The sequence below is a fragment of the Actinopolyspora xinjiangensis genome (genome assembly GCF_900104475.1).
Taxonomy (GTDB): Bacteria; Actinomycetota; Actinomycetes; order Mycobacteriales; family Pseudonocardiaceae; genus Actinopolyspora; species Actinopolyspora xinjiangensis.
This window is the reverse complement of record NZ_FNJR01000015.1, coordinates 62,818-89,225: the sequence shown is the minus strand read 5'-3', so window position 1 is coordinate 89,225 and position 26,408 is coordinate 62,818. Positions and strand designations below refer to the sequence as shown.

Sequence of the window (26,408 nt, the reverse complement as noted above, 5' to 3'; positions counted from 1 at the left end):
GTTCTCTCCTGGTCGCCGGGTATTGCCGAAGCGATGCTATCCACCCGCACACCGCGTGCCAGGCGCCCCCGGCACGGATCACACTCCACAACCATCCCCACAGAACCGAAACCGATTCAGCTCTCGCGGGACACGGCCGCCCACGAACCCGGAACCACAACGCTCCCCACGACACCGAACCCGACCGGCGCACACCACCGACACACCGTGTTTCGCCACACGTCACGATCACGCAGAATGAAGCCATGCTGCAGGTCTGCCTCAACGGCGCCCGGGGAGTTCGGGAACACCACCACCTTCCCGTACAACCCCACGAGCTGGCCGCGGCAGCAGCGCACAGCGTCGCGACGGGCGCCGAGGACGTGCACCTGCACCCCAAGAGTCCCGACGGTACCGACAGCCTCGACGCCACCACGGTGGCCGCCGCCATCAATGCAGTACGCGCAGCAGCGCCCGGCATTCCAGTGGGAATCACCACCGGCGCCTGGACCACCCCCGACACGCGATCCCGACTCGAAGCCATCGAGAGCTGGACTAGCCTACCAGATCATGCCACCGTCAACTGGCACGAACCCGAAGCCGAACGAATCGCCCACGCACTGCTGCGACGGGGGATCGGCGTCGAAGCCGGTGTCCGCTCCGGCACCGAGGCCGCCGAACGCTTCGCCGAATGGCCCCACCGCGATCGGGTGCTGCGCATCCTCGCCGAGGTCGTCGACCCCACAACAACCGGCGCGACCGCCACCGCCGAGGCACTGCTGGGGCGAATCCGTCCCACCAGAACCCCCGTACTGCTGCACGGCAGAGCCGCCGGAGCCTGGCCCGTACTGCGCCTGGCCGAACAGCTGGACCTGCATCGCAGGATCGGCCTGGAAGACACCCTGCTGCTTCCCGACGGCAACATCGCCGACGACAACCCCCAACTCGTCAGCGCCGCACTGCACAGCCGAACGGCCCCGGCTGATCGGGCTGCACGCTCCGAATGAGAGCACCACCCAGCGGAACAGAGCGGTCGAGTGAGGAGAGGGAAGCGGTAACACCACAACAGGTTCCGCAGCACGCCCCGCGAGCCCCGCACCGCGGCCACAGCGGGCAGTCACCACCACGTCACCTCCAACCGTCCCATCGCGAAAAAACGACGCGAAACACCCAGCACTCGGCACCGCACGGCCGGTGCGAAACGAGCCGTTCATCACCGTCTCAATCCAAACAGGACGGTCAGAAGCTCGAAGTACCGCAGGTTCCGACAGCAGAAGGACGAAATCGGGGTGCTTCCCAGGTCACAGTGGGCCGAATTCGCATTCGCTCGGTGTCTGGTGGACGAACGAGTCCGATACGAATCGTTACGAATCGTTCGGCCGTCGGCACAGGCGTGCTCAACGACCTCAGGCGAGTGTGACAGATGTGGGGTGGAGCGGTCATGGTCTCCGCGAGAAGCATTACTTAACATAATGTGCATTATCGGCTAAAACTGTATCCGGTGGTCACCGGTGGTGAAACCGGCCAGCCGACCGAACCAGCCGCGACATCGCGATGTCGCGTTCGCGGCCCGGAGACGCGCGGCGCGCTTCACGGCTCGGTGCGGCACGCTGTGGAAACCCCACGTGGGCCGCCGCCATCGATGATCTCGCTGCCGAGGCGTCTGCCAACCCGGGAAGCACGGGCGGATTCGTCACCGTGATGTTGTTGAGTGCTTGAAGCGGGCCTGCGGGCCGTCGTTCCGCTCGTGAAAACGTCGACCGCGCCCCCGGTATACGGTCGGTTCCGCTGCCGTAAAACGTGGATAATGAATATTATCCATCAAATCTGTTGATCCGCTCCTGTCCCAGCGCTGGTTCGATCACCTCAGCGGCCGTTCTCGGTGCACGGATCCTGGCAGGCGTGGTTGACCGCCGGTAGCGGTACCGTGCGAACATGTTCGGCCCGCTCGATCGTCAACGCCGCCAGTGCCGCCCCCACCACGCACAGTCCGGCGGAGATCAGCATGGCGTTGCCGTAGCCCTGCCCCAGCGGTTGCCCCGTCGCGGTGCCGGACAACCCCGCCAACGGCGGCAGCACCGCCACAGCCAGCAATCCGGCCACTCTGGAAACGGCGTTGTTGACGCCGGAGGCCACCCCACCGCGCTCAGAACCGACCGAGGCCAGCACGGCCGAGGTCAATGGTGCCACGGTGATCGACAGTCCGATCCCGAAGACCAGCACGCCGGGGAGTACACCCGTCGTATAGGAGGCCCCCGGCGTCACTCGCGTCATCAGAACGAGCCCGCAGGCGCACACCACCGGTCCGATGGTCATCGGCCACCGCGGTCCGATCCGTTGTGCCAGCGCTCCCATCCTGCTCGACAGCAGCAGCATGATGACCGTGATCGGCAGCGTGGCCAGCCCCGTGGCCATCGCCGAATAGCCCAGCGTCTGCTGTAGCTGCAGCGACAACAGGAACAGGGCCGTGCTCAGCGCACCGTAGACGGTGAAAGTGGTGAGGTTGGCCCCGACGAACTGCCGGGAGCGGAACAGTGACAGCGGCAGCAGTGGAGCCCGCTGTTTGGCCTCGATGCGCGGAAAGCAGGCCAGCCCGACGATCCCGACGAGCGCGGCAGCCACGGTCACCGCGTTCCAGCCGTGCGCGGGGGTTTCGATCAACGCGTAGACGGCTCCGGCCAGCCCGAGGGTGACCGCTGCCGCACCGGTGGTGTCAGGAGGTCCTGAGATCGTGGGGTCGTTGGACTCGGGAACGTGCCGCAGGGTCACCGCCAGCGCGAGCGCCGCTACGGGCAGGTTGATGAAGAACACCCAGCGCCAGGACGCGGTGTCGACCAGCCAGCCACCCACGAACGGGCCGACCGCCGAGGCGACACCGGTCAGTCCGGCCCAGGTGCCGACGGCTTTGCCCCGGTCCTCCGGTCGCACGGAGGCATTGATCAGGGCCAGGCTGCCCGGTACCAGCAATGCCCCGCCGACTCCCTGCACGAGTCGCGCGGCGATCAGCTCCGCTCCCCCGCGTGCGATCCCACAGCCGAGTGAGGCCAGGGTGAACAGCACCAGACCGGCGGTGAAGATTCGACGGCGACCGTAACGGTCCCCGAGCGCTCCGCCGAGCAGCAGCAGCGCGCTGAGCGTCAGCAGGTAGGCGTCCAGCACCCACTGCAGCAGGGCGAAGGTTCCGCCGAGATCGCGGCCGATGGCGGGCAGGGCGACGTTGACCACCGAGCCGTCGAGGAACGCGACTCCGGAGCCGAGCATGGTGGCGAGGATGATCCGCCTTCCCCGTGCCGAGTGCAGCGGCACGGGGGCGTCGGCGCTGCGGACGCTCATCCGGTGAGGGTAACCGCTGTGGGACGTTTCGGCCGGGAATCGCGGTGTGCGGGGATCGAGCGCGATTCCCGGCCAGTTCGTCGGGAGGTGAGGGGTTTTCCGCGCGTGTGGGCGGTTGTTGCCGGTACTTCTACTTCGTCGGATCGTCGTCGCTTTTGGGTGCCGCGTGGTGTTCAGGGGCGCCATCGGTGGTGGTAGGCGGGGCGGTCGTTGTAGGGCAGTCCGAGCCGGGCCCGGTGGGGCATCCTCGTTCGTCCTCGTGGGGGGGACGAGGTGTTGAGGATGTCGCGGGGGCCGTGTCCGGTTCCGCAGTGGCGGTGCTGGTCGAGGATTTTGGCTTTGAGTTCGCATTCCCGGAATCCTCGGGTGATGTGGGTGGTGGAGCAGGTGTCGGTTCCGGCCAGGTCGTGCGGGATCTGCGTGCGCAGGAACTCCCGGAGCCGATCCACGGTGGTTCTCCTCGACTGGTCTCCTCGTGGGCGTTTCGGTGGTGACCTGGGGGTCACGGGAGACATCGTCGATCATGGAAGGGTGCCGGTTCGGCCTCGGTGGGGTGATCGCCGGAGGAAATGCGCTGGGTATCGGCGTGTGCGGTTGTCGTGATCACGGGGTGGCCGCATGCTGTGGTGTCGAGGACGGCATCGGTTCGGGAAAAACGGGGGTCGTGATGGGTACGTGCGAGGTCTGCGGCAATGACTACTGGATGACGTTCGAGGTGCGTACGGCCGGTGATCAGGTGCACGTGTTCGATTCGTTCGAGTGCGCCGCGCACCGGCTGGCGCCGCACTGTGAGCACTGCGGGTGCCGGGTGCTGGGGCATGGTGTGGAGGATTCGGGGCAGTTCTTCTGCTGCGCGCACTGTGCCCGGCAGGCGGGGGCGGCGATGGCCGGTGAGTTGCGGGATGCGGTGGGTGTTCATCCGGGTTGAGGGATCTTCGGCGCGCGGGGGTGCGGGCTTGTCCGGGTGGGCGCGGTTCGCTCCCCCGCCCGTGTCGGTTTCGGGTGTGAGTCCCCTTCCGGTTCTGCGTAGCCGGAGTTCGCTCTCCCGTGTGGCCTCAGTGGCCGCCGTCGGGTTCGGCGCAGCCGCCGTCCAGGCTCGGTCCCTGGGTGTGCAGTGACACGTGGTCTTCGTCGATCTGGCCGGTGACGCAGATTCCGTCTGCTTCGGCTCGGAATCCGAGGCCGTCCTGGGTGGTGGTTACTTCTCGCGGGGTGAGTCCGACGTGACGCAGCGCGTGGCGCGTCCGTTCGATGTCTGGGTTCTCCTTCTCTGCCAGGTTCCGTAGCTGGGGGCGCAGCGCGGCGGTGATCCTGTCCGCCTGGCGTTGTTGCTCGGGGGTGAGCGGGTAGCGCTCGCGGTAGGCATGGTTTCCGGCGTGTTCGCGCTGCCAGTCGGTTCGCGGGTCCGGTACGTGGCTCGGTTCTGCCTGGGCGATCGTTTCGGAGCTGGGCGCTGGGCTGGGTGTGCTCGCCGGGGGTGTGGTTTCGTGAAGGGTGCCGGGGGTGTGTGTGGCGCCGCAGCTGGTGAGGACGAGACCGCAGGCGAGGGTCGCCAAGCACCGGATCGAGGCTGTCGGGGACATGTGTTGATGGTGTCATCGGCGGTGTTCGCCGTGGGGTGATCGGTGTTTTCTCGCGGCGTCGCGGCGTGTGTTCTCGCCGCTGCGTGGTCCCGTCTGCCGTGGTGCTTGGCGGTGCCGCTGTCGATGTTCTCGCCGGTCGGTTGTTCCTCGCTGCTGGTTTAGATACCGGTGGTGCCGTCGATGCGTTCCCGGAGCAGGTCGGCGTGACCGTTGTGGCGGGCGTATTCCTCGATCATGTGCACGTAGATCCAGCGCAGGTTGACCGCTTGGCCGCCGAGGTCGCCGAGATCGGTCAGCGAGTGCCGTTGGCAGTTCCGTCGAGAGTGTTCCACTTCGGTGTGCCACGTGCGCAGGGCGTCGTGGAGGGTGGCGTCCTCGGCGAGTTCGAATCCGCCGTCGGTGCCGTCGGGGTGTGCCCGGCCGGTGGGGATGGGTGGCAGGGGTTCAGCGGTCAGCACTCGGCGGAACCAGTTGCGTTCCACTTCGGCCATGTGCTGGACGAGTCCGGTCAGGGTGAGCTCGGACGGTGGGGTGGCCGCGGTGGACGCTTGGTTGTCGTCGAGTCCTTCGCATTTTCTGGCGAGGGTGGCGCGGTGGAAGTCGAGCCAGCCTTCGAGGACGTCGCGTTCGTCGGCGTTGAGGGGGGGGCATGGGGCGTTCGATGCTGCTCATCCGTGAATTGTCGCACCTTCTGTGAATTTTATTCGTATTGAGTTCGGCGAGTCGTACCTCCGCTGTTGTCGGTGCGACCGCAGGCCCGCCCCCGCACGAGCGTGGACGAGCACGGGAAACCCGAGAGCGGGGTTGTCCTCGCTCGGGTGCGGTGAAACGTGGACACCACGCCTCACGAGTGAGCAGGCAGCACGCACAGCTCATTGCCCGAGGGGTCGGCATAGAGCCGCCATGGCAACCCGTCCTGGTCGGGGTGGAGTTCCCGACCGCCGCGCTCGGCGATGCCTGCCGCGACTTCGTCGGGATCGTCACCGTCCTCGAGCCGGATGTCGAGGTGCAGCCGGTTCTTGGCCGCGCCCTTGGAAGCCGGTTCGGGACACAGTTCGAAGAGGGGGCCGCGCCGCGAGGGGTGGCGCAACGTGCGGGGAGCGACCCCGGGAGCATCGGTCCAGCCGGTCAGCCAGGCCCAGAACTCCCGGTCGGTGTCCGGGTCGGCGGAGGCGAGCGGGAGCGCCGCGATCGGGCCGGTGTCGAGGTAGACCGCCCGGTGTTCCATCACGCAGCAGGGATTGCCCTCCGGGTCGGCGAGCACCACCCAGGGCACATCGCCCTGGCCGATGTCGAGGTGTCGTGCGCCCAGCTCGAGCAGCCGGTCGACCTCACCGGCCTGGTGGTCCCCGCCGAGGAGGTCGAGGTGGAGCCGCGGCGGCTCGGCGGGCGGTTCGGGAACCGGCTGGAAGCACAGGTCCAGCACGGGCCCGTCCTCGACGGTGAGCCGGGTCTCGAAGATGTCGGGCTCGTCGGTGAGCCGCACCCCACCGACCACCGCCTCCCAGAACCGTCCCAGCCGCTGTGGTTCGATGGCGTCGATGATCAGGTTCTGCAAATACATGATCACAGTTTAGGCTCGGCAGGGGCCGCGATCGGGCCGCCGCCGAGCGGCGAGCCCCCTGCCTACTGGTGGCGGGCGTGCGCCAGCGCGGTGCTGACGCTGTCGTGGCAGTTCAGGCTGGCGTCGATGCCGGTGAGGTCGAGCAGGCGGCGCACGCAGCCCTGCCCGGGGACCACGTGCATGTCGATGCCGCGCTGTTGGGCGCGGCGTTGGGCCTGCAGCAGCAGTTCGCCCCCTGTGGTGTCGATGAACGAGATCATGCTCAGGTCCACGATCAGTGCTCGCAGGGTGGCGGCGGTCAGGCGTTGCCGGATGAGTTCGGTGACCCGGGGGGCGGCGGCGAGGTCTATGTCGCCGTTCATGCTCACCACCACCACGCCGGGTGCCGGGCGTTGGACGGACAGGCGCAGGGCGGGATCGAGCCGGTGTTGTCCTTGGGTGAGTTCACCTTCGCCCGGGCGTCTGGTGGGCACGGTCGGTCGCGGCGGGGTCGGCGTGGCCGTGTCGGGCTCGTCACTGTCGAGTGAGCGCGAGGTGTGTCGAGAAACGATCACGTTTCCTCCTGCGACGTCCGCCGGGCCGGCGAACAGGAAGCGGTGTCGGCGGCCGGGTCACCGCGTTGTGACCCCTCGTGTTGATGTGATTACTGTTCGCCCAGCCGTGTCTCCCACCGTAGTGGCCCCGCCGGAGGGGCTACAACCGCTGCGACGTTCGGGCGTACGAATACATCCGACTGGGGTCTCAACTCTGTCGTGCCGGGGTGGTCTCGGCGAGCATGGGGATGATCCCGCCCGCCAACACGGCGTTGACCTGCCGTGGGGACAACCGGTGGCCGACTCGGTAGTCGACGCCGCGGGTGAGGTTGTGCAGGGTGATCTCGCCCCGGCGGGGCAGATGGTGGTGCAGCTGCTCGATCCGGAGCACGTCGCCGTGGTCGATGTCGTCGTAGTCGGCCGGGTCGGTGAATTCCAGCGGCAGGATGCCGAAGTTGACCAGGTTCTGCCAGTGGATCCGCGCGAAGGATTTGGCCACCACCAGGCGCAGCCCGAGATGGCGGGGGGTGATGGCGGCGTGCTCCCGTGAGGAGCCCTGCCCGTAGTTGTGCCCGCCGATCACCGCGTGCGGGTGGCCGTGCTGCCGGGCTCGCTGGGGGTAGTCGGGATCCAGTCGGGTGAAGGTGAACTCGGCCAGCGCCGGGATATTGGACCGCAGCGGCAGCGCCTGGGCTCCGGCCGGGGAGATCTCGTCGGTGGAGACGTTGTCGCCGGTTTTGAGTAACACGGCCGTTTCCAACCGTTCCGGGGGTGGGCCCAGCTCCGGCAGCGCGGAGATGTTGGGGCCTTTGACGGGGCTGATGCGCAGCGCCTCGGTCTCCTCCGGCGGGGCCAGCAGCATGGCGGTGTTGACGGCGGAGCGCTCGGATGTTTCGGGGCTGTGGTCGGTGATGCCGAGCTGTTCGGCCAACTCGCGGGGGTCGGTGATGGTGCCGGTCAGGGCGGAGGCGGCGGCGGTTTCCGGGGAGCACAGCCACACCGAGTCCTCGGGGGTTCCGGAGCGGCCGGGGAAGTTTCGGGGGAAGGTGCGCAGTGAGTTCTGCCCCACGGCCGGTGCCTGGCCCATGCCGATGCAGCCCATGCAGCCGGATTGGTGGATGCGTGCTCCGGCGCCGATCAGATCGGCCACCGCGCCGGTGCGTGCCAAATCCTGCAGGATCTCGCGGGAGGTGGGGTTGATGTCCACGCTGACCGCGTCGTTGGTGGAGCGTCCGCGCAGCATGTGGGCGGTGACGGCGAAGTCGCGCAGCCCGGGATTGGCCGAGGAGCCGATGACGGTTTGGCTGACCGGTTCTCCCGCGACGTCGCTGACCGGCACGACGTTGTCGGGCGCGGAGGGGCGTGCGATGAGGGGTTGCAGGCCGCTGAGGTCGATCTCGTCGGTGAGGTCGTAGGTGGCTTCGGGATCGGCGGCCAGTTCGGTGAAGTCGTGTTCGCGGCCTTCGGCGCGCAGGAACCGTCGCACGGCCTCGTCGGCGGGGAAGACGGTGGTGGTGGCGCCGAGTTCGGCGCCCATGTTGGCGATGACGTGCCGGTCCATGGCCGACAGGTCGGCCAGGCCGGGCCCGTGGTATTCGATGATGCGGTCGACTCCGCCGGTGACGGTGTGTCGGCGCAGCATTTCCAGGATGACGTCCTTGGCCGAGACCCACGGGGGCAGCTGGCCGGTCAGGCGCACGCCCCAGATCTCGGGCATGCGCAGACGCAGGGGCTCACCGGCGATGGCCAGGGCGACCTCGAGGCCGCCGACGCCGATGGCGAGCATGCCCAGGGAGCCGGCCGCGCAGGTGTGCGAGTCGGAGCCGGCCATGGATCGCCCCGGGATCCCGAAGCGCTGCATGTGGGTGGGGTGGGACACGCCGTTGCCGGGTTTGGAGTACCACAGTCCGTAACGCTGGGCGGCGGTGCGCAGGAACTCGTGGTCCTCGGCGTTCTTCTCGTCGGCCTGCAGCAGGTTGTGGTCGACATACTGCACGCTGACCTCGGTGCGGGCGCGCCGCAGCCCCAGCGATTCCAGTTCCTGCATGACCAGGGTGCCGGTGGCGTCCTGGGTCAGGGTCTGGTCGATGGACAGCGCCACCTCCTGGCCGGGGTGCGGATCGCCGTCGACGAGGTGGTCGGCGATGAGTTTGTGCGCCAGGGTACGTGCGGGCACGGCGGGTCTCCCCTTTCGTGATCATGTGCTCACCGGGTGCCGGTGCCCCTCTGGTCGGGTTCGGCCCCGAGTGGGCCGTGCTCGGGTTACCCGCCAGGGGTGGAGTTGAAACGATCAGCCGGGCAGTACGCCCGTGATGTCAGGGACGCCTGACGCGCCGGTGGTGCTGTTGGTCGCCCCGGCGCGCGGAGGGGGCACATGTCGAGCGGCGGGTACGGGGAGAGGATCCCGTAGCTGGGGGAACACCGCGAGCCGTGCCCACCGGTGGCGGGCATCTCCTGGGAGCACCCCACGAAGATGGTGCGGGTCCGGGCGGGGTGCCGTCCGGACCCGCCCGGTCGGACCGTCAGCGGCCCCTCAGCGCGAAGACTCCCCAGCCGAGGTATTCACGTTCGTACCGCGTGTAGCGTGCGGGATCGGTGGTGAGCTCGGCCCGCACCTCGACGGCCGGCTCGTCATCGGGGTTCTGGTCGAGCCAGCGGCGCAGGTTGAGCCACTGTGCCGCTCGGTATCGGTCCCAGCTGTCCTGGTCGGCCAGCATCATTTCTACGACGTCGTGCCGAGGTCACCGAACCGCTCGATCAGCTCCGGCAGCACCAGGAAATCGTCCTCACCGCTGGCGTGGCAGGCCTGGGCTGTTTCCCGGTCCGGCACTCGCCGGCGCCAGTACGACTCGCCGATCAGCATCAGACCGCCGGAGCGGAGGCTGTTGCCCACTTGGACTTCATGGTGCTTGATTACGAGGAGGACGACGTCGGGACGGGCCCGCGCGAAGAGTTCGGTGGTCTCCGCACACCGGGTCCATGCTCTTCACTGGACTCGCGCCGCGGCTGTGTTCCGGTGGGGTTCGGTTGGGGGCGACCGCGCGGTCGGTGGCAGGATCGGGGCCATGCCGACTGTGGCCGGTGACTTCGAGTTGACCATGGAGGAGCTGCGGATCGTGGCGCGTTTCGCCGCCGACAGCGCCCGGCGAGTGCTGCCGGTGTTCGAAGAGACCGTCGCCGGTGATCCGCGTCCCCGTGCGGCCGTCGACGCCGCCTGGGAATTCGTCCACGGGGCCAGGCGGAGCAAACTGCAGCGCGTCACCTCGTTGGAAGCGCATCGAGCCGCGCGGCAAGCGAGCACCGAGGCCGCGCGGCTGGCCGCACGCGCCGCCGGTGATGCCGCCTCCGCCGCCTACCTGCACCCCATCGCGCGGGCCGAGCAGGTGGGACACATTCTGCGAGCTACCGCGAGCGCCGCGCGCGTGGCCGAGCTGAACGCCGGTGACGATCCCTCGGTCGGGGACGCGCTGCTCGAACGGGCGCGGCAGCGGGCCACGCCGGTCCTGGTCGATGTCCTTGGCCGGTATCCCCCGGCGCCGACCGGCAGCAATCGCACCGCGCGGCTCATGAGCACGTTGGACACCGCCCTGCGGGCTGCCCGAGTGTGGTGAACACGCGGCAGCGGCCGGTGTGCCGCGACGCGCCACCGCTGCCGCTTCGGGACGGGCGCTAGCCCGCGACGTCCGGCGGCAGGGGCAGCACCGCCACCGCGCGGCTGGTCAGGCTGCCCAGGTACAGGCTGTCCCGATGTCGGCGGACCCCGGTGACCATGCCGAATCCGGTCGGGTCGGCGCTGAGCTCGTGGACCACCTGCCCGTGGGGGTCGACGGCCAGCAGCCACAGCGTCTCGGTGGGTTGTACCTGCAGTGGTGGCGGCAGCGCGGCGGCCAGCCGCAGCAGGGCCGGGGCGTGGGCGTGGGCGGTGTCGAGCAGACGGCTGCGTGCGGCCGCCTGGGTCACCCAGATCAGCCCGTCGGGGCCGGTGGAGATGTTGTCGGGGAAACCCGCCATCGCCGAAAACAGGGTGTCGTCGCAGCCGGTGCGGGGACCGTCGAGGAGCACACGTCGCAGCCGGTACGCACCGGTCTCGGCCACCACCACGCTCGATTCGTCGGGGGTCAGCGCCACCCCGTTGGCGAACTGCAGCCCGTCGAGTACCACCTCGGCGTCTCCGTCCGGTGGCAGGCGCCACAGCCGTCCGGTGCCGGAGTGTTCCATGAGGTCGTCGCGCCAGCGAGCCAGCGGGAACCGGCGGGAGGAGTCGCTGAAGTACACGGTGCCGTCGCGGGCGACCGCCGCGTTGTTGCACAGCGCGGGCCCTGCCCGCTCGTCGGAGGCGAGCAGGGTTCGCACCGTCGCTCGCTCGGGGTCGACCCGCAGCAGCCCACGCTCGGCGTCGCAGACCAGCAGCTGCCCGTCCGGCAGCGTTTCGATGCCCAGCGGGCGGCCGCCGGTGTCGGCCACGGTGCGCGAGGGCCCACCGGCGGGGTCGACGGCGAGCAGACGTCCGTCGTCGACGCCGGTGATGACGCGCTCGTGTCGGTCGACGGCGACGTCTTCGGGGCCGAGCCCGTTGACCGGCAGCAGGCCGGGTGCCGCGATTCGTCGTGCCCGCCCGGGGCGAGGCGGGGGTGGGCGCCATCCTCGTGGGCGAATGCCGGGGCTCATCGGCGGCTCCCGGGGTGTGCGACGGGGCAGGTTCTGTTTTCGTGGGAAACAACGATCAACCCGGCGGTGAGTGACGCGGCGAGGTCGATGGCCGCCGTGCCGGCGGTGTGCCCGGCTCGCTGGTGCCGGGCGCCCTCCTCCGGCCCGCTCACCTCTCGTCCTCGGCGGGGGTGATGCTGATCGTCTGGTCGCGTTCGGTGCCCAGCAGGGCGGCGGCCGAGGCGGTGTTGACGGCCACGGCCAGCTGACCGGCCGAGTCGACCAGCACCAGGCAGTCACCTTCGGCGACGTCGCCGAAGGTGCGGCCGAAGCGGGCGGTGAAACTCCCGGTGGGGGTGGTGATCCGCAGCGGTTCGCCGTGTCGCCAGGGCGCCTCGGTGCCGGGCAGTGCCAGCTGCAGGTTGCCGAAGTGGTCGATGGTGATCACCTGTGCTCGCACCTGGTCGTTGTCGCGTCGGCAGTAGGGCGTGGGGGCCGGCACCAGTTCGGCGGTGGGCAGGGCGGGACCGGCTCGCCGGATGTCGGCTCCCATCGCGATGGCGGCGGCCACGGGAGCGAACACGTCGCGCCCGTGGAAGGTGGCCGAGACCTCGGGCAACCACCAGTCGGGCTCGGCCAGTTCCACCGCTGTGGTGATCCCGCCGAGCCGTTCGGCCGGGGCAGGCAGCACCCCGTTGTCCGGGCCGACGAGGACGCCGCCGGAAGCGGTTTCCACGACGATGCCGCGACGCGCGGTGCCCACCCCGGGGTCGATGACGACCAGATGCACGGCGGTGGGCAGGTAGGGCACGGTCTGGGTCAGCACCGCCGAGGCGGCGGTGATGGCCTGCGGCGGGATGTCGTGGCTGATGTCGAGCACCGCCGCGCCGGGGGCGCGGCGGGCCAGCACCCCCTTGCAGGCGGCGACGAAACCGTCGGCGGTGCCGTAGTCGGTGGTGAACGAGATCCACGGGTAGCGCGGCTGCTGATCGGTCATCGTTCCATCGTGACACCGTCGCCGTCGCCGGGGACGGCCGTGGCGGTCGCCGCGTGCTCGCAGGCGAGACCGGACGAGCGGTGCGGTTCGGCCAGCCGCACGGTCAGCGCGTCCCCGGTGACTTCGGCGTGCACGGTGCTTCCCTCCGGACTGGGGTGTTCGGTCAGCAGCGCGGCGAGGCGGTTGTGCAGCTCGCGTTCGATGACCCGCCGCAGCTGCCGTGCCCCGAACTCGCGGTGATGGCCACGGTCGACCAGCCAGCGCACGGCCTGTTCGGTGATCTCCAGCCGCATGCGGCGGGCCCGCAGTCGTTGCCGGGTCTGCTCCAGCAGTGTCTCGGCGATGCCGACCAGGGCGTCGGTGTCCAACGGTTCGAACGGCACGATCTCGTCGACACGGTTGACGAACTCCGGCCGGAAACACCGGGTCAGCTCGGCGACGGGGTCGTAGGGCTGGTCGGTTTCCCCGGCGTGCAGCGCCTGATCGGCCCCGATGTTGGAGGTCATGATCACCACGGTGTTGCTGAAGTCCACGGTTCTGCCGCTGGAGTCGGTCAGCCTGCCCGCGTCGAGCACCTGCAGCAGCGTGTTGAGGATGTCGGGGTGGGCCTTTTCGATCTCGTCGAGCAGCAGCACGCTGTAGGGCCGGGTGCGGATGCTGTCGGTGAGCTGGCCGGGCTCGTCGTGGCCCAGATACCCGGGTGGGGCGCCGATCAGTCGGGAGACGCTGTGCTTTTCCTGGAACTCGCCCATGTCGAACCGCACCGTGCGGTCACTGTCGGAAAACAGCGCGGCCGCCAGCGCCCGCGCCAGTTCCGTCTTGCCCACCCCGGTGGGGCCGGTGAACACGAAGCTGCACAGGGGCCGCTGCGGATCCGACAGTCCGGTGCGGGCGCGGCGTACCGTCTCGGCGACGGTGCGGGTGGCGTGGGGCTGGCCGATGACCCGTTCGGACAGCCGGGCACCGAGCTCGCGGAGCTTGGCGCGTTCGGTGGTGCCCAGTTCGGTCAGAGGCAGCCCCGTGCGGGTGGCCACGACCTCGGCGACGGTATCGGTGCCCAGCAGGGGGCGGCGTGTGGGCGGGGTGTCGTCGCGGTCGTGCCGCAGCCGCAGCCGGGCGCAGGCGTGGTCGAGCACGTCGACGGCTTTGTCGGGCAGGAAGCGGTCGCTGATGTGACGGTCGGCCAGGAACGCGGCATGGTGCAGGGCCCGGTCGTCGATGCGCACCCGATGGTGGCGCTGGTAGCGCTCCCGCACCCCCCGCAGGATCTCCACGGTCTCCGACACCGACGGCTCGGGCACCACCACCGGGTGGAACCGTCGTTCCAGCGCCGGGTCCTTCTCGATGTGCTTGCGGTACTCCTCGGTGGTGGTGGCCCCGATCAGGGGCAGCTCGCCACGCGCCAGGGCCGGTTTGACCACGGTGGCCGCGTCCAGCGCACCGTCACCGGCACCGGCCCCGATCAGCGCGTGGATCTCGTCGATGAACACGACCAGTTCCCGGCGGTGTTCGGTGATCTCGCGCAGCAGTTCGCGCAGGCGGCGTTCGAAGTCGCCTCGATGCTGGGCGCCGGCCACCAGGCTGGTGACGTCGAGCGCGACGAGTCGTTTGCCCGCCAGCAGCGGCGGGGCGGTGTTGGCGGCGATGCGGTGGGCCAGTCCCTCCACGATGGCGGTTTTGCCCACCCCGGCCTCGCCCAGCAGCACGGGACTGTTCTTGCCGTGCCGCGCCAGCACCTCCACGACCTGGTCGATCTGCTGTTGCCGCCCCACCACGGGGTCGAACTCCTCGGTGGTGGCGTGCGCGGTCATGTCGTGGCCGAACTCGTCCAGCCACGGTGTGGTGGGCCGGCTGGTGGTTTCGTGCGGGGAGGGCTCGCCGGAGCTGTCGGCGACGCCGCGGGCGGAATCGCCCTGTTCGATGGCGCGTGCCAGCGCCCGTCCCGCCGCGGAGTCGGCATCGGTGGCGATGCCCAGCAGCAGGTGCCGTGTCCCGAGCTGGTCGGCTCCCTCGTGGCGCGCCTGCCGGTAGGAGCCCAGCAGTGCGTGCCGGGCGGCGTTGGTCAACCAGGGACGCGGGTCGGTCGAGTCGTTGGCGGCTTCGTACGCACCGGCCAGGGTGCGCAGGCTGCGGGCCAGCCGGTCCACGGCGACCCCGGTCTCACGCAGCATGCGGGCGGTCTGGCCTGTCTGGGTCAGCGCCCACAGCAGGTGCGTGTCGTCGAGGGCGGTGCTGCCCCAGTCGCGGGCGGCGTGCACGGCCGCCGACAGCACGGTGCGGGCCTGCTCGTCGAGCAGACCGGTGTGCCGTTCGCGGGCCGTGTCGGTGGCGGCGTCGTCGCGGGCACGCAACAGTTCGTCGAGCAGCGACTCGACACCCGGCGACGGATCGGAGGTCCGGCCGCTACTCACGTCACTCTCCCCATCGGCGTGGCTGCTCGTGGTGGACCACCGCGGTGATCGCGGTGTCCTCAGTCCATCCTGGCCAATACCGACGGGCCGGTGTGCGGGTGGTGCCTAGTGGGCCATGCCGTGGCCCAGCAGTCGGTGCAGCTGGCTGTCGGTGACCGGCTGGAAGTCGTCATACCACTGGCCCACCGCACTGAACACGGCCGGGGTGCTGGGGCAAACCAGCAGCTCGACCTCCTCGCTCAACGCCGCCACGGCCTCGGGCGCCCCGACCGGCACGGCCAGCACCACCCGGGCCGGGTGGTGCTGGCGGACCCGCCGGACGGCGGCGCGGGCGGTGGCTCCGGTGGCCAACCCGTCGTCGACGACGATCACGTCACGCTCGGCCAGCCGCACCGTCTCGGCGTGCTGGTAGGCCCGCTCCTGCCGGCGGGCCTCGGCCCGTTGCCGCTCGCACCGCGTGGCGAGTTGTTCGGCGTCGAGCCCGTAGGCCCGCAGCAGCCGGTCGTCGTAGGTGGCGGGGCCTTCCGCGGCCACAGCGCCCAACGCCAGTTCCGGCTGCCCGGGGGCCCCGATCTTGCGGGCCACGCAGACCCGCATCGGCGCGTGCACCGCCGCCGCCACCTCGGCGGCCACCGGAACGCCGCCACGGGCCAGTCCCAGCACCACCGGATCGTCGAGCCGGTGTTGGGACAGGGCCTGCCCCAGCACTCGCCCCGCGTGCGAGCGGTCGGTGTAGACCGTTTCCCTGTCGAACGCATCGCCATGGCCCATGGTCGGCCTCCTCGGCCCGGGTGCGGGTGCGCGGCGCCGCCGACGGCCCGTGTCCTGCCTCCTGCCGCCAGGATGCCCGTCTCGGTGCGGCGGGAAAACCCGCCGCCACCTGCTCGGGAGCTCAGTCGCGGAACGCGCCGATCCGCAGGGTGCGCAGCCGGTTGAGCGCGGCGGCGAGCTCGAAGCGGCGGGGCACGGCGAAGTCGCCGACGTAGCGGTCGTCGACGGCGTGGATGCCGCGTTTGGCGACTTCGGCGTCGAAGGCGTCGAGCACCTCGTGCACGGTGCGTGTGCCGTCGAGCAGGCCGGCGCGCACACAGGTGACCAGCGCCAGCCCGATGCCGGTGACCTGGCTGGGGTCGACCAGCTGCTCCACGGCCCGCAGCTCCACTGTGGACTGGCCGAGGGTCAGCGCGTCGGTGCCGCGGGAGCGCACCTTGGGCCGGTCGGTCTCGACCGAGCGGGGATCGGGCACTCGGGCGCGGGTGTCGGGAAACGTCTCGGCCTCCCGGTGTCGCCCTGTGGGAGTGGTGGCCAGCGCCCGGGCCCGTTCGGTGACCTCGTAGCAGCGGTAGGAGTCCAGCATCAGCACCCGGTCGGCGACGTCCATGTAGTCGCCGGAGCCGCCCATGACCATAACGGTGGAGACACCGTGCCGCTGGTACAACGGGCGGATGAGGTCGAGGAACGGGGTCAGCGGCTCGGAGTCCTTGGCCACCAGTTCCTGCATCCGCGCGTCGCGGATCATCAGGTTGGTCGCGGCGGTGTCCTCGTCCAGCAGCAGTGTGCGCGACCCCGCTTCGACGGCCTCGACGATCGAGGCGGCCTGCGAGGTCGATCCCGAGGCGTTGTCGGTGGAGAAGTCACTGGTGCCCGAACCGGTGGGCAGGTGGCTGACGAAGGGGCTGACATCGACGCGGTGCACGCGCCTGCCGTCCTCGGCACGGACCTTGACGGTGTCGTGGGTGCAGACCACCAGTTCCCTGCCGTCGCCGGGCACGTGGTCGTAGATGCCGTGTTCCAGGGCGCGCAGCAGGGTGGACTTGCCGTGGAACCCGCCGCCGACGATCAGGCTGATCCCTTCGGGCACGCCCATGCCGGACACGCGTCCCCGGTTGGGCAGGTCGAACTCCACCCGAAGTGATTCCGGGGAGGTGAAGGGAACGGCCTGCTGCAGCGGGCGATCGTCGATGCCGCTGCGGCGGGGCAGCACCGCCCCGTCGGCGACGAAGGCCACCAGGTTGTTCGGGGCCAATTCGCGCCGCAGCGCGTCGGTGTCCTCGATGGAGTCGACGAACTCGCGGACTCTGCTCTGATCGGCGGAGTGCCAGCGCAGCGCGGATTCGACCATGTCGGGCAGGTCGCGGCACAGTGCCTGCTCGGCCTGCTTGCCGTCGATGCTGCGTCCCCTGCCCGGCATGTCGATGCCCAGCCGTAGCAGCACGGTGCCGTCGACGATCTGGCAGGAACTGCGGTCGAGCACCTGCTGCCTGCCCGCGTCGACGCTGAGCCTGCTGTCCTTGAGCCTGCGGTGCACGGCCCGCACCAGCACCCCGGCCAGGCCGCGAGCCCGGACCGGGTTGGCCCACAGGTCGGAGGGAAAACCGGCGTGGCCGGGGTCGACGCGGACCTCGCAGCGGCTGGCGGGGGCGTAGGGGTCGGGTTGGACCCGCTGCACCTCCAGGGTGAACCCGTCGAAGGACCAGTTGCCGGTCAGCGACTTGTAGCGCCCGTAACTGGCGCCGTGCATCGACCTGAGTTGGTCACGCAGCCCCTGGGCGGTGCGTTTGCTCGGATTGGCCGGTTGACCACGCCCGCCGGGGCCACGATTGTTACTAGCTCGTTGTGCCATCCCCCGATGGGTACCCGAGGCGACTGTGAATATCCAATCGAGTCCCGCCCGGCGCGTGACGACGGGGCGAGACCGGCAGATCCGGTAGTGTCCAGCACGGATCAGTTAGACACGTTGTGTGATCAAACTGGTGTGTCATCACCCCCGGACTGCTGAGGAGGACCACCATCGTGGGCGATGTCAGCTCCCCAGTCGACCGAATTCGCCGCCGCTGCCGACGTGGACCGCGCGGCTACGCACGCCTGGCCGGCGTGCTCGCCGTCACCATGGTGGGGCTGGCCACACCGTGCGCGACGAACGCCGCCACCCCCCGGTTTCCCGCCGGGCCCACCGTGCGCGGCATGGACGTCAGCGGCCACCAGGGCACGGTGGACTGGGCCACCGCCTGGCACCGGGGCGCGCGGTTCAGCTACGTCAAAGCCACCGAAGGAACCGGGTTCCGCAGCCCCACCTTCCGGGCCCAGTACGAAGGTGCGGCACGCGTGGGCATGCTGCGCGGCGCGTACCACTTCGGACGCCCCGACATCTCCGGCGCCGCCGAACAGGCCCGCTACTTCGTCGCCCACGGCGGTGACTGGTCACCCGACGGGCGCACCCTGCCGGGGGTACTCGACATCGAGTACAACCCCTACGGGCCCGACGACTGCTACGGCTTGACCCCGGCGGCCATGTCGGGCTGGATCGCCGAGTTCAGCGACACCTACCGCGCGTTGACCGGGCGTTTCCCCGTCATCTACACCACCAGGAACTGGTGGAACACCTGCACCGGAGGCAACCCGGACTTCGCGGCCAACAATCCGCTGTGGGTGGCGCGCTACGGCCCCCGCGTGGGCGCCCTGCCCGCGGGCTGGCGCACCCACGCGATCTGGCAGCACGACAACCGGGGACCACTGCCCGGCGACCAGAACCTGTTCAACGGCGACATGGCCGCGCTCGAACGCTTCGCCATGGGCCCGACAGCCCCGTGAGCACGAGAACACCGGCGGTTGGCCCCGGCCTGATCAGCCCAGCAGGCGCTCGGAGACCTCCCGGTCGGCGGCGATGGCCTCGAACAGCCGGGAGGCCCGCTGGGAGTCCCAGCGCACCACCGACTGGCCGTGCAGTGTGCCGAACCCGGCGATGGGCACCGTGCCCGACAGGCCCCGCCCACCGGAGACGTCCCCCATCGCGCCGGCCAACCCGGCCAGGTGCCAGACGTGGTCACCGTTGTCGACCAAGAACGTGTCCCCGACCGCCGAGACCAGCGGAACCATTCGGAACGGGTTGAGCAGCGTCGCCGGGCTGGTGGTCTTGTCGATCAACGCGCCCAACAGCCTGCGCTGGTTCTCCACCCGTTGCAGGTCCCCCTCGGCGTAGGCGCGGCTGCGCACGAACCCCAATGCCTGAGGCCCGTCGAGCTGCTGACATCCGGCGGGCAGGTCGACACCGGCTTTGGGGTCCTTCAACGGCTGGTCCAGGCACATCTCGACCCCACCCACCGACTTGACCAGATTGGCGAACCCACCCAGCCCGATCTCGGCGTAGTGGTCCATCCGCACCCCGGTGACGGTTTCCACAGTGCGCACCAGCAGCCGCGGCCCACCGAACGCGAACGCGGCGTTGAGTTTGGCACGCCCGTGACCGGGGATGGGCACCGAGGAGTCCCGCGGCAGGCTGACCAGTACCGGCCGGCCCCCACCGGAGGGGATGTGCAGCAACATCATGGTGTCGGTGCGCCGTCCCCCGGCGTCACCGGCCGAGAGTTCCTCCCGACGTGACTCGTCGAGCCCTTCCCGGCTGTCGGAACCCACCAGCAGCCAGTTCGTGCCCGGGGTGTCTTCGATCCGTTCCGGGTAGTCGGCCAGCGCGTCGGTGCGCTGCAGCGAACTGTCGACGTAGACCACCAGGCCCACTACCAGCAGCAGCACCAGCAGCAGGGTGATCCCGATACCGCGGCCCCATCGCCGTTTCTTGCCACGTTCGGACGTCGAGGCCGCCCCCGAGCGCTGCCGGCGAGAACGCCGCCTCCCACCCGAACCCGCACCGCGGTGGGAGCCGTCCCCGCCCCACTGTCCACGTCCCGCCGAGCTTCGTCCGTTCGGCTGCTTGGCCGACCAATCGCTCATGCCCGGTAATCTATCCGCACCGCCCACCCCCACCGAAACGGGTCATCACCCGATGATGCGCCGCGAACCGCCCGAACAGCCGCACCGCACTCCCCTGATCGCGCCCACGACACCCCCACACCCCCGCACCGGAAACGAGCACCACCACGCCTCCGCTGTCGAACACCGCACCGAAAGCGGGCATCATCGGTGGCATGAACGCTGACGACCAGCCACACCACCCGCGGGAAAGCACCGTTGTCGAAGCCGTGCCCCGGGCACTGCTCATCGACGGCACGTGGCGTTCGGCCACCGCCGAACGCACCTTCGAAGTCGAAGACCCCTCCACCACCACATCCCTGTGCGCGGTGCCCGACGCCACCGCCGACGACGCGCTACGGGCCCTCGACGCCGCCGACCGGGCCCAGTCCTCCTGGGCCGCTCACCCGCCCCGCCAGCGCGGCGAGATCCTGCGCCGCGCCTTCGAGATCATCAACAGCAGGCACAAGGACCTGTCCCTGCTGATGACGCTGGAAATGGGCAAACCCCTGCCCGAGTCCCGCGCCGAAGTCACCTACGCCGCCGAGTTCTTCCGCTGGTTCGCCGAGGAAGCCGTCCGCGTCGACGGCGACTACACCGTCTCACCCAACGGCACCGGGCGAGTGCTGGTGATGCGTCAACCCGTCGGGCCGTCACTGATGGTCACGCCCTGGAACTTCCCCATGGCTATGGGCACCCGCAAGATCGGCCCCGCGGTGGCGGCGGGCTGCACCATGGTGCTCAAACCCGCCCACCAGACCCCGCTGACCATGCTCGCCCTCGGCGAGATTCTCACCGAGGCCGGTTTGCCCGACGGCGTGCTCAACATCATCACCGCCCGCGACGCCGGCGCCGTGATGGGCCCGCTGATCAGCGACCCCCGAGCCCGCAAACTCACCTTCACCGGATCCACAGCGGTGGGACGCACCCTGATCGAGCAGTCCGCCGAGCAAGTACTGAAAGTCTCCATGGAACTCGGCGGGAACGCCCCCTTCCTCGTCTTCGGCGACGCCGACGTCGACGCGGCCGTCGAGGGGGCCATGCTGGCCAAGATGCGCAACGTCGGCGAGGCCTGCACCGCCGCCAACCGGTTCTACCTGCACCGCGACATCGCCGACGAGTTCACCGACAAACTCACCCGACGCATGCGCGCCCTGCGTGTGGGCCGCGGCGTCGGCGACGACGTCGACGTCGACGTCGGCCCGCTGATCGACGCGTCCCAGCTGAACAAGGTCACCGAACTCGTCGACGACGCCGTCCATCAGGGGGCCCGCGTGCTCACCGGCGGCAAAGCCGACTCCGGACCGGGCTACTACTACCAGCCCACCGTACTGACCGACGTCCCAGCCACGGCACGCTTGACCAGTGAAGAAGTGTTCGGCCCCGTGGCACCGATCAGCACCTTCACCGACGAGGACGAAGCGCTCACCGCGGCCAACAACACCGAATTCGGCCTGGTCAGCTACGCCTACACCCAAAACATGCGCCGCGCCCTGCGGGTCAGCGAATCCCTGCAGACAGGCATGGTCGGACTCAACCAGGGCGTGGTCTCCAACGCCGCCGCCCCCTTCGGAGGGGTCAAGCAGTCCGGTATCGGCCGTGAAGGCGGCAAGATCGGCATCGACGAATATCTGGAAACCAAATACGTCGCCGTCGGCGGACCGTGACACCGGAACGTTCCCACCCATCGGGCGGCACCGTCACCGGAAACGGGCCGCCCCACGGGGACCGGAGACGCCTACTGGTCGAGCGAGGCCGTCAACCGCTGCAGCGCATCGTTCATGTGCGCCTCCAAACGCGACAGCAACAACCCCTCGTCACCGGCCTCGATCGCATCCACCAGCCCCTTGTGCTCGTCGACCAGAGCCTGCGTGTCAGCCGGGTAGGTGTCGACCAACGCGGCCAGGCACATCCGCTTCTCCACCAACAACGTCTGGGCCATCCGCTGCAGCCTGGGGCTGCGGGAGGCCGCCACGAGCGTCTCGTGGAACTCCTGATCGGCCTCGGTGAGCCCGTCCCGGTCGTCCTTGGCCACGGCAGCGACCATCTTCGCGTGCGCGGCGGTCAACTCCGCCACCGCGTCCACCCGGTGGTACCGCACGATCTGTTCGCACGCGCTGCGCTCCACAGCCAGCCGCGCCACGTACACGTCGTGGACGTCCTCGGGCTCCATCGTGGTCACGAACAGACCCCGGTGGGGTTCACTGTGCAGCAGTCCTTCCTGAACGAGGCGCTGCATCGCCTCCCGCAGCGGCCCACGGCTGACACCCAGCTGCGTGGCCAGATCAGCCTCACCGAGCTGGCTTCCCGGAGCCAACGAGCCGTACATGATCGCCGAACGCAACTGGTCGGCGACGATCGCCGCCGTGGACTTCCGTTGGACCGGTTCCAACTCCCCGGCCTGGTTCTGTTCGTCGACTCCCAACATCTCGCACCCTCTCGTTATTCGAGGTCCCCACCCCTGACCGCGAGGGCGGGGCGGCTGCGGCTCGTCGACGACGCGTTCCCACACCACAGGCAGGCCGGCACCGAATCCGAGGACGGGGCCGACCGTGCGCGGGCTTCGGTGAACACGCCTGACACACCACATCCGAGTCCGAAACAGCCACGGGCACGGCAACGCGGAACTCAGCCGCACGATGCCCACCCGGCTCCCGGCACGATCGGCGTCCCGGCGACGGACGGTCTTCACCGCTCACCAGCAGCGAAGGCACGCGTGCCGCGGACAGCGCTCTCGCGCTCGCGGTACGCGCCACCGAAAACTCCCTTCGCGGATGCGCGCCCGCACGGGCCCGCACGACGGCGTCCGACCATCGCACCCGAGACGCCGATTGTTGACAATGCTACCCCCTCGCTCGCACGTCCCTTAACCACGAAGGGAACCAGATACCGAGCGGCGAGACGCATCAACGGCCCGTGTCGACCGAATCGACACCGCGTCACCGATCCCGCCCGGCAACCGAGACGTCGCACCGGGGAAAACACGTCCCGAACCGTCGCGGCGACACCGCGCACCGCGGTGGAAACGATCTCTGCCCACCGGAGTCGCCACCCCGCCGCGCCCCGCCGATTCGGCCCCCGACCGCGACCAAGCGCTTTACCGGCGGCGCCCGACCTTCACCTGCCGGGCACTACCCGGCCGCACACACCACTCTCCCCCAGCGATCCGGCCTCCCCCGAAAACGACCGGACCGTTCGCGAACCGTGTGTGGTCTGGCTGGCCCTGCCGCGCCAGCCAGACCACACACGCGCGATCATTCGAACGTGATGTCGGAACGGTCGTAACGGCAGTTGTCACCGGGGCCGCTGCCGACCTGTTCGGGTTCGCCGGAACCCTCGGTACCCTCGTACCAGGAGCAGATTCCCATCTCGGAGTCACCGACGATCGTGATACCGGAGAACTCGGCGGTGTCGCCGTAGTTGATGTTGACCCCGGCCAGCGTGTCGCCGGGGGCGGTGGCGGTCACATCGTCGATGACCACGTGGCGGTCGACCTGGTCGCTGCAGTTGCCGCAGGAGCGGTACAGCTTGCCGAAGTCCTCGACCCGGAAGTCACTGATCGTCATGGTTCCCGCACCGTTGGCCTGAAACACCTTGTCCGCGGCGTACTGCGCACCACCGCCCCGGATCGTCATCGTGGCCGAGGCGTAGTCGGCGTCGAAGGTGGCGGCGTCCTCACCGACGTCCTCCCACCACACGTTGCGCAGCGTGCAGGAACCCAGGCAGTGGATGCCGTCGGCGGCGGGGGCGCCGATGATGACGTTCCGCAACGTGGCCCCGTCGGCCAGTTCGAAGATCGGCGGTTGGCCCTCGGTCTGGTCACCCCCGCCGAGCTCACCCTCGCCGTAGTAGCGCGTGAGGCCGCCGTCCATGGCGCCCTCGACGGTGATCGTGGCGCTGACCGCCCGCTCACCCCGAGCTTCCGGCACGGGCACCTCGGCATGCCCCAGCGGGGCCACCATCACCGTGCCCAACACCGTCAGGGCGGCCAACACGGCCCCGTACAGGCTTTTCCCGATTCGCGACGAAATACCGGACAACAAAGCTCTTACCTCTTCACAACGGGAAAGAAAACGCTTTCCCGCTCAGGCTAGGCCGCACCGTCCTCCGGCCACAGTGTCCGTTCTTCCCTCTCGACTGCTCCGAACACCCCGCCGTGTCCTGGTTCCGACGGCCCCGGATCCCCCGCGGGGACCGCCGGAACTCCTCGTCGCCGCGCACGCGGTGTCCCGGACAGGATCTCGACGGCCGGTCTCACCCGCGCCAGCCCCGCCGGCTGCGCCGTGACTGCCGCACCTGGCCGAACAGGCCCACCACGACCAGCGACAGCACCGCCACATAGGCCAACCGGTAGGACGGCCCCGCCGGAAGTCCCTCGGCCAACCGCAACACCCCACCGACAGCCAGCTGGATCAGCACCGCGGCGGCGAACCCGCCCATGTTCGCGGTCCCCACCGCCAACCCCGAGCGGTGCGCCGCGTTCGCCGCCCGGGCACCGTCGAAGGCCAGCATCGCCGCACCGCCACCGAACCCGATCAGCACCAACAGCACGGCCAACAGTGCGGCGGGAATCACGCCGGACCAGCCGATCACGGTCGCCCACACCGCGACCAGCAGCACCGACAGCGCCAGCACGAACCGTTCGCGCCGCAGGGGGCGCCCCGCCACGAACTGCCCGCACAACCAAGCCCCCAGCAGAAAGCCCGCCACACACAACAGCACCCAGTTGCCCGCGGCCGCGGCTTTGTACCCCTGCGCCCGCATCAACCACGGCGGTCCCCACAGCACCGTCACGGCCACGAACTGCCCCATCATCACGAAGTGCACCCAGAAGGAGTGCCACGTGCCCGAGGTGCTCACCACGCCGCGCAGGGCCGCCCGCACCGGCTCGGACTCCGACGAGGTCGGCAACCCTGCCCCGGCGCCGCCGTACCCCGAATCCTGCGGACGGTCACGCACCGCCGCCCACGCCAACACCGCCAGCACCGCGGTCAACGCCGCCGCCCCCAGGAACGTGCCCAACCACCCCAGCACGCGCAGCGAAGTGGCCAGCGGGGCGGTGGCGGCCAGCTGGCCCACTCCGCCGACCAGCCCGGTCAGCGCCGCCACGCGACCGAACCGGTCAACGGGAAACCAGTGCGCCGCCAGCCGCAGCACGTTGGTGAACAAAAACGCGTCCCCCAGGCCGATCAGCGCACGCCCGGCCAGCCCGCCCACCAGGGAAGCGCTGATCGCGAACACCGCTGATCCCGCCGCCAGCGCCAGGGTGGCCACGGTGATCACCCGTCGGGGGCCGATCCGGTCGGCCAGCACCCCCGCCGGGATCTGCAAGGCCAGGTAGATCCCCAGCTGCAGCGCCGACAACGCCGACAGCGCGGCGGGTCCCACCGCGAACCGCGCCAGGGCCGCGTCGGCGGCCACGGCCAGGCTGGCCCGGTGAAACAGCGCCACGAAATAGCACGCCGCCGCCACCGACCACACCAACCAGGCTCGCCGCAGCGGTGGTCCCGTCCCCGTTTCGGGGGCCGTGGTCGAGGACTCCGAGGAACCGATCGTGACGCGCACACCCACCTCCAAACTTGTATGCATCTTAGATACAAGCCGGGCGGAAGTAGAATGGCGCCGTGTCGAACACAACATCCTCGGAGACGATCCCCGCGTCCCCGACCAGCACGGGCGACCACGAGCGGGAACCCGCCGCCGACCGCGCCTACCGGCACGTCAAAACCGGCCTGCTGGACGGCAGCTACCCCGACGGGCACCTGCTGTCCGAGGGGGAGATCGCCCAAACCCTGCGGATGTCACGCACCCCCGTTCGGGAAGCCTTCCTGCGGTTGCAGAGCGAAGGTTTCCTGCGGCTGTACCCCAAACGGGGAGCCCTGGTCGTACCGATCACCCCCGCCGAGGCGCACTCCCTGATGGAGGCCCGCCTGACCCTGGAGAGCTTCGCGATCGACAAACTCGCGGCTCTGGGACGGCAACGACTCGCCGCGATCGGCCGTGAACTGCTCGAGCACCCCGCCTGCCACCCCGGCGAACTCTCCGACGCCGAAACGCACGAAGCCGACCGCGCTTTCCACGCGCGGCTGGTCGCCGCCGCTGACAATCCCGTGGTGACCGACCTCTACAGCGCGCTGCGGGACCGTCAGCTACGCATCACCGCAACCGCCCGGACTCACGAGTCCTCCCGCCGAGCCGCGGTCACCGAACAACACAACGGGCTGGCCACCGCGTTGCGGGACGGGGACGCGGCCCTGGCCAAGCACAGGCTGCGCGAGCATCTCGCCCACACCATGCGCGCCATCGGCATCAGCGAACACCTGCCGCACCTCGACACCTGACGCGAATCGAGGGCCCCTCGCGGTCGTGTAACCGGGCAAGGACGAGTCCGCGGAGCGGGGCGACCTCGTGCGCACGGCGAGTCCGCACTCCGGCCGCGGCCGGAGTGCGGATGGTTGGCCACGGCGGCGATGCCGACCGCACCGTAGCCGTGGCCAACCGGCACGAACTGATCGCGCGGCGAGCGCCCGCCCCCGAGCCCCCGGGGCTTCCACACGGAGGTCTCCCCAGCCCCCTCACGTGGTCGCGGCCGAATCGGCCGGGACCACCTCGATC

At 69.8% G+C, this 26,408-nt stretch carries 21 protein-coding genes and 2 pseudogenes; 6 read left to right on the top strand and 17 right to left on the bottom strand.

What is annotated here, in order from left to right:
* Positions 1–245 precede the first annotated feature (245 nt).
* Complete coding sequence (locus BLQ75_RS20170) at positions 246–986, top strand: 3-keto-5-aminohexanoate cleavage protein (RefSeq protein ID WP_092604243.1); 741 nt, start codon at positions 246–248, stop codon at positions 984–986.
* Positions 987–1,845: 859 nt separating this feature from the next.
* Here the strand turns inward: BLQ75_RS20170 and BLQ75_RS20165 are convergent.
* On the bottom strand, positions 1,846–3,312 hold the full coding sequence (locus BLQ75_RS20165; RefSeq protein WP_092604242.1) for an MFS transporter: 1,467 nt from the start codon (positions 3,310–3,312) through the stop codon (positions 1,846–1,848).
* 173 nt (positions 3,313–3,485) lie between these two features.
* The gene (locus BLQ75_RS20160; protein ID WP_092604241.1) at positions 3,486–3,761 is read right to left on the bottom strand and encodes a DUF6221 family protein; all 276 of its coding nucleotides are present in this window, start codon (positions 3,759–3,761) and stop codon (positions 3,486–3,488) included.
* Positions 3,762–3,979: 218 nt separating this feature from the next.
* Between BLQ75_RS20160 and BLQ75_RS24775 the strand changes: the two genes are divergently transcribed.
* Complete coding sequence (locus tag BLQ75_RS24775; RefSeq protein WP_043572939.1) at positions 3,980–4,240, top strand: hypothetical protein; 261 nt, start codon at positions 3,980–3,982, stop codon at positions 4,238–4,240.
* 127 nt (positions 4,241–4,367) lie between these two features.
* Here BLQ75_RS24775 and BLQ75_RS20150 read toward each other — a convergent pair whose 3' ends face one another.
* From BLQ75_RS20150 to BLQ75_RS24770, 6 genes and pseudogenes are all read right to left on the bottom strand, one after another.
* Positions 4,368–4,895: a hypothetical protein gene (locus tag BLQ75_RS20150; protein ID WP_092604240.1), complete on the bottom strand. Its 528-nt coding sequence runs from the start codon at positions 4,893–4,895 to the stop codon at positions 4,368–4,370.
* 158 nt (positions 4,896–5,053) lie between these two features.
* A pseudogene (locus tag BLQ75_RS20145) lies at positions 5,054–5,452 on the bottom strand (DinB family protein); the annotation flags it as partial.
* 287 nt (positions 5,453–5,739) lie between these two features.
* Positions 5,740–6,459 (bottom strand): VOC family protein, encoded by a 720-nt coding sequence (locus tag BLQ75_RS20140; RefSeq protein WP_092604273.1) that lies wholly within the window; start codon positions 6,457–6,459, stop codon positions 5,740–5,742.
* Between the two features lie 62 nt (positions 6,460–6,521).
* Positions 6,522–7,013, bottom strand: coding sequence for an STAS domain-containing protein (locus tag BLQ75_RS20135; protein WP_244515782.1), 492 nt, complete (start codon positions 7,011–7,013; stop codon positions 6,522–6,524).
* Positions 7,014–7,200: 187 nt separating this feature from the next.
* On the bottom strand, positions 7,201–9,168 hold the full coding sequence (locus tag BLQ75_RS20130; protein ID WP_092604239.1) for an aconitate hydratase: 1,968 nt from the start codon (positions 9,166–9,168) through the stop codon (positions 7,201–7,203).
* Between the two features lie 346 nt (positions 9,169–9,514).
* Positions 9,515–9,885, bottom strand: a pseudogene (locus tag BLQ75_RS24770) (SAM-dependent methyltransferase); the annotation flags it as partial.
* Between the two features lie 172 nt (positions 9,886–10,057).
* On the opposite strand from BLQ75_RS24770, the gene BLQ75_RS20120 reads away from it, so the two are divergent.
* Entirely contained in the window at positions 10,058–10,603 is a 546-nt protein-coding gene (locus BLQ75_RS20120; RefSeq protein ID WP_092604271.1) for a putative immunity protein, read from the top strand.
* Positions 10,604–10,661: 58 nt separating this feature from the next.
* On the opposite strand, the gene BLQ75_RS20115 is transcribed toward BLQ75_RS20120, so the two are convergent.
* From BLQ75_RS20115 to BLQ75_RS20095, 5 genes are all read right to left on the bottom strand, one after another.
* Entirely contained in the window at positions 10,662–11,660 is a 999-nt protein-coding gene (locus BLQ75_RS20115) for an SMP-30/gluconolactonase/LRE family protein (protein ID WP_092604238.1), read from the bottom strand.
* A 148-nt stretch (positions 11,661–11,808) separates the two neighbouring features.
* Positions 11,809–12,636 (bottom strand): SAM hydrolase/SAM-dependent halogenase family protein, encoded by an 828-nt coding sequence (locus BLQ75_RS20110; protein ID WP_092604237.1) that lies wholly within the window; start codon positions 12,634–12,636, stop codon positions 11,809–11,811.
* A complete protein-coding gene (locus BLQ75_RS20105) occupies positions 12,633–15,047 on the bottom strand; it encodes an ATP-dependent Clp protease ATP-binding subunit (RefSeq protein WP_092604236.1) in 2,415 nt (804 codons plus the stop codon). The genes BLQ75_RS20110 and BLQ75_RS20105 overlap by 4 nt, the downstream gene beginning before the upstream one ends.
* Positions 15,048–15,152: 105 nt before the next feature.
* Positions 15,153–15,818, bottom strand: coding sequence for a phosphoribosyltransferase (locus BLQ75_RS20100; RefSeq protein ID WP_092604235.1), 666 nt, complete (start codon positions 15,816–15,818; stop codon positions 15,153–15,155).
* Between the two features lie 121 nt (positions 15,819–15,939).
* Positions 15,940–17,670, bottom strand: coding sequence for an ABC-ATPase domain-containing protein (locus BLQ75_RS20095; protein ID WP_092604234.1), 1,731 nt, complete (start codon positions 17,668–17,670; stop codon positions 15,940–15,942).
* A 266-nt stretch (positions 17,671–17,936) separates the two neighbouring features.
* Between BLQ75_RS20095 and BLQ75_RS20090 the strand changes: the two genes are divergently transcribed.
* Positions 17,937–18,638 (top strand): lysozyme, encoded by a 702-nt coding sequence (locus tag BLQ75_RS20090; protein ID WP_092604270.1) that lies wholly within the window; start codon positions 17,937–17,939, stop codon positions 18,636–18,638.
* Positions 18,639–18,671: 33 nt separating this feature from the next.
* On the opposite strand, the gene BLQ75_RS20085 is transcribed toward BLQ75_RS20090, so the two are convergent.
* On the bottom strand, positions 18,672–19,775 hold the full coding sequence (locus BLQ75_RS20085; protein WP_092604233.1) for an LCP family protein: 1,104 nt from the start codon (positions 19,773–19,775) through the stop codon (positions 18,672–18,674).
* A 194-nt stretch (positions 19,776–19,969) separates the two neighbouring features.
* Between BLQ75_RS20085 and BLQ75_RS20080 the strand changes: the two genes are divergently transcribed.
* Positions 19,970–21,460 carry an NAD-dependent succinate-semialdehyde dehydrogenase gene (locus BLQ75_RS20080; RefSeq protein ID WP_092604232.1) on the top strand — a complete coding sequence of 497 codons (1,491 nt, stop codon included), beginning with the start codon at positions 19,970–19,972 and terminating at the stop codon, positions 21,458–21,460.
* 71 nt (positions 21,461–21,531) lie between these two features.
* Here BLQ75_RS20080 and BLQ75_RS20075 read toward each other — a convergent pair whose 3' ends face one another.
* From BLQ75_RS20075 to BLQ75_RS20065, 3 genes are all read right to left on the bottom strand, one after another.
* Positions 21,532–22,221, bottom strand: coding sequence for a GntR family transcriptional regulator (locus tag BLQ75_RS20075; protein WP_092604231.1), 690 nt, complete (start codon positions 22,219–22,221; stop codon positions 21,532–21,534).
* A gap of 826 nt (positions 22,222–23,047) precedes the next feature.
* On the bottom strand, positions 23,048–23,812 hold the full coding sequence (locus BLQ75_RS20070) for a pectate lyase (RefSeq protein WP_425286473.1): 765 nt from the start codon (positions 23,810–23,812) through the stop codon (positions 23,048–23,050).
* Between the two features lie 235 nt (positions 23,813–24,047).
* The gene (locus BLQ75_RS20065; RefSeq protein ID WP_244515777.1) at positions 24,048–25,358 is read right to left on the bottom strand and encodes an MFS transporter; all 1,311 of its coding nucleotides are present in this window, start codon (positions 25,356–25,358) and stop codon (positions 24,048–24,050) included.
* A 59-nt stretch (positions 25,359–25,417) separates the two neighbouring features.
* On the opposite strand from BLQ75_RS20065, the gene BLQ75_RS20060 reads away from it, so the two are divergent.
* Positions 25,418–26,134: a GntR family transcriptional regulator gene (locus tag BLQ75_RS20060; RefSeq protein ID WP_092604229.1), complete on the top strand. Its 717-nt coding sequence runs from the start codon at positions 25,418–25,420 to the stop codon at positions 26,132–26,134.
* Positions 26,135–26,408 lie beyond the last annotated feature (274 nt).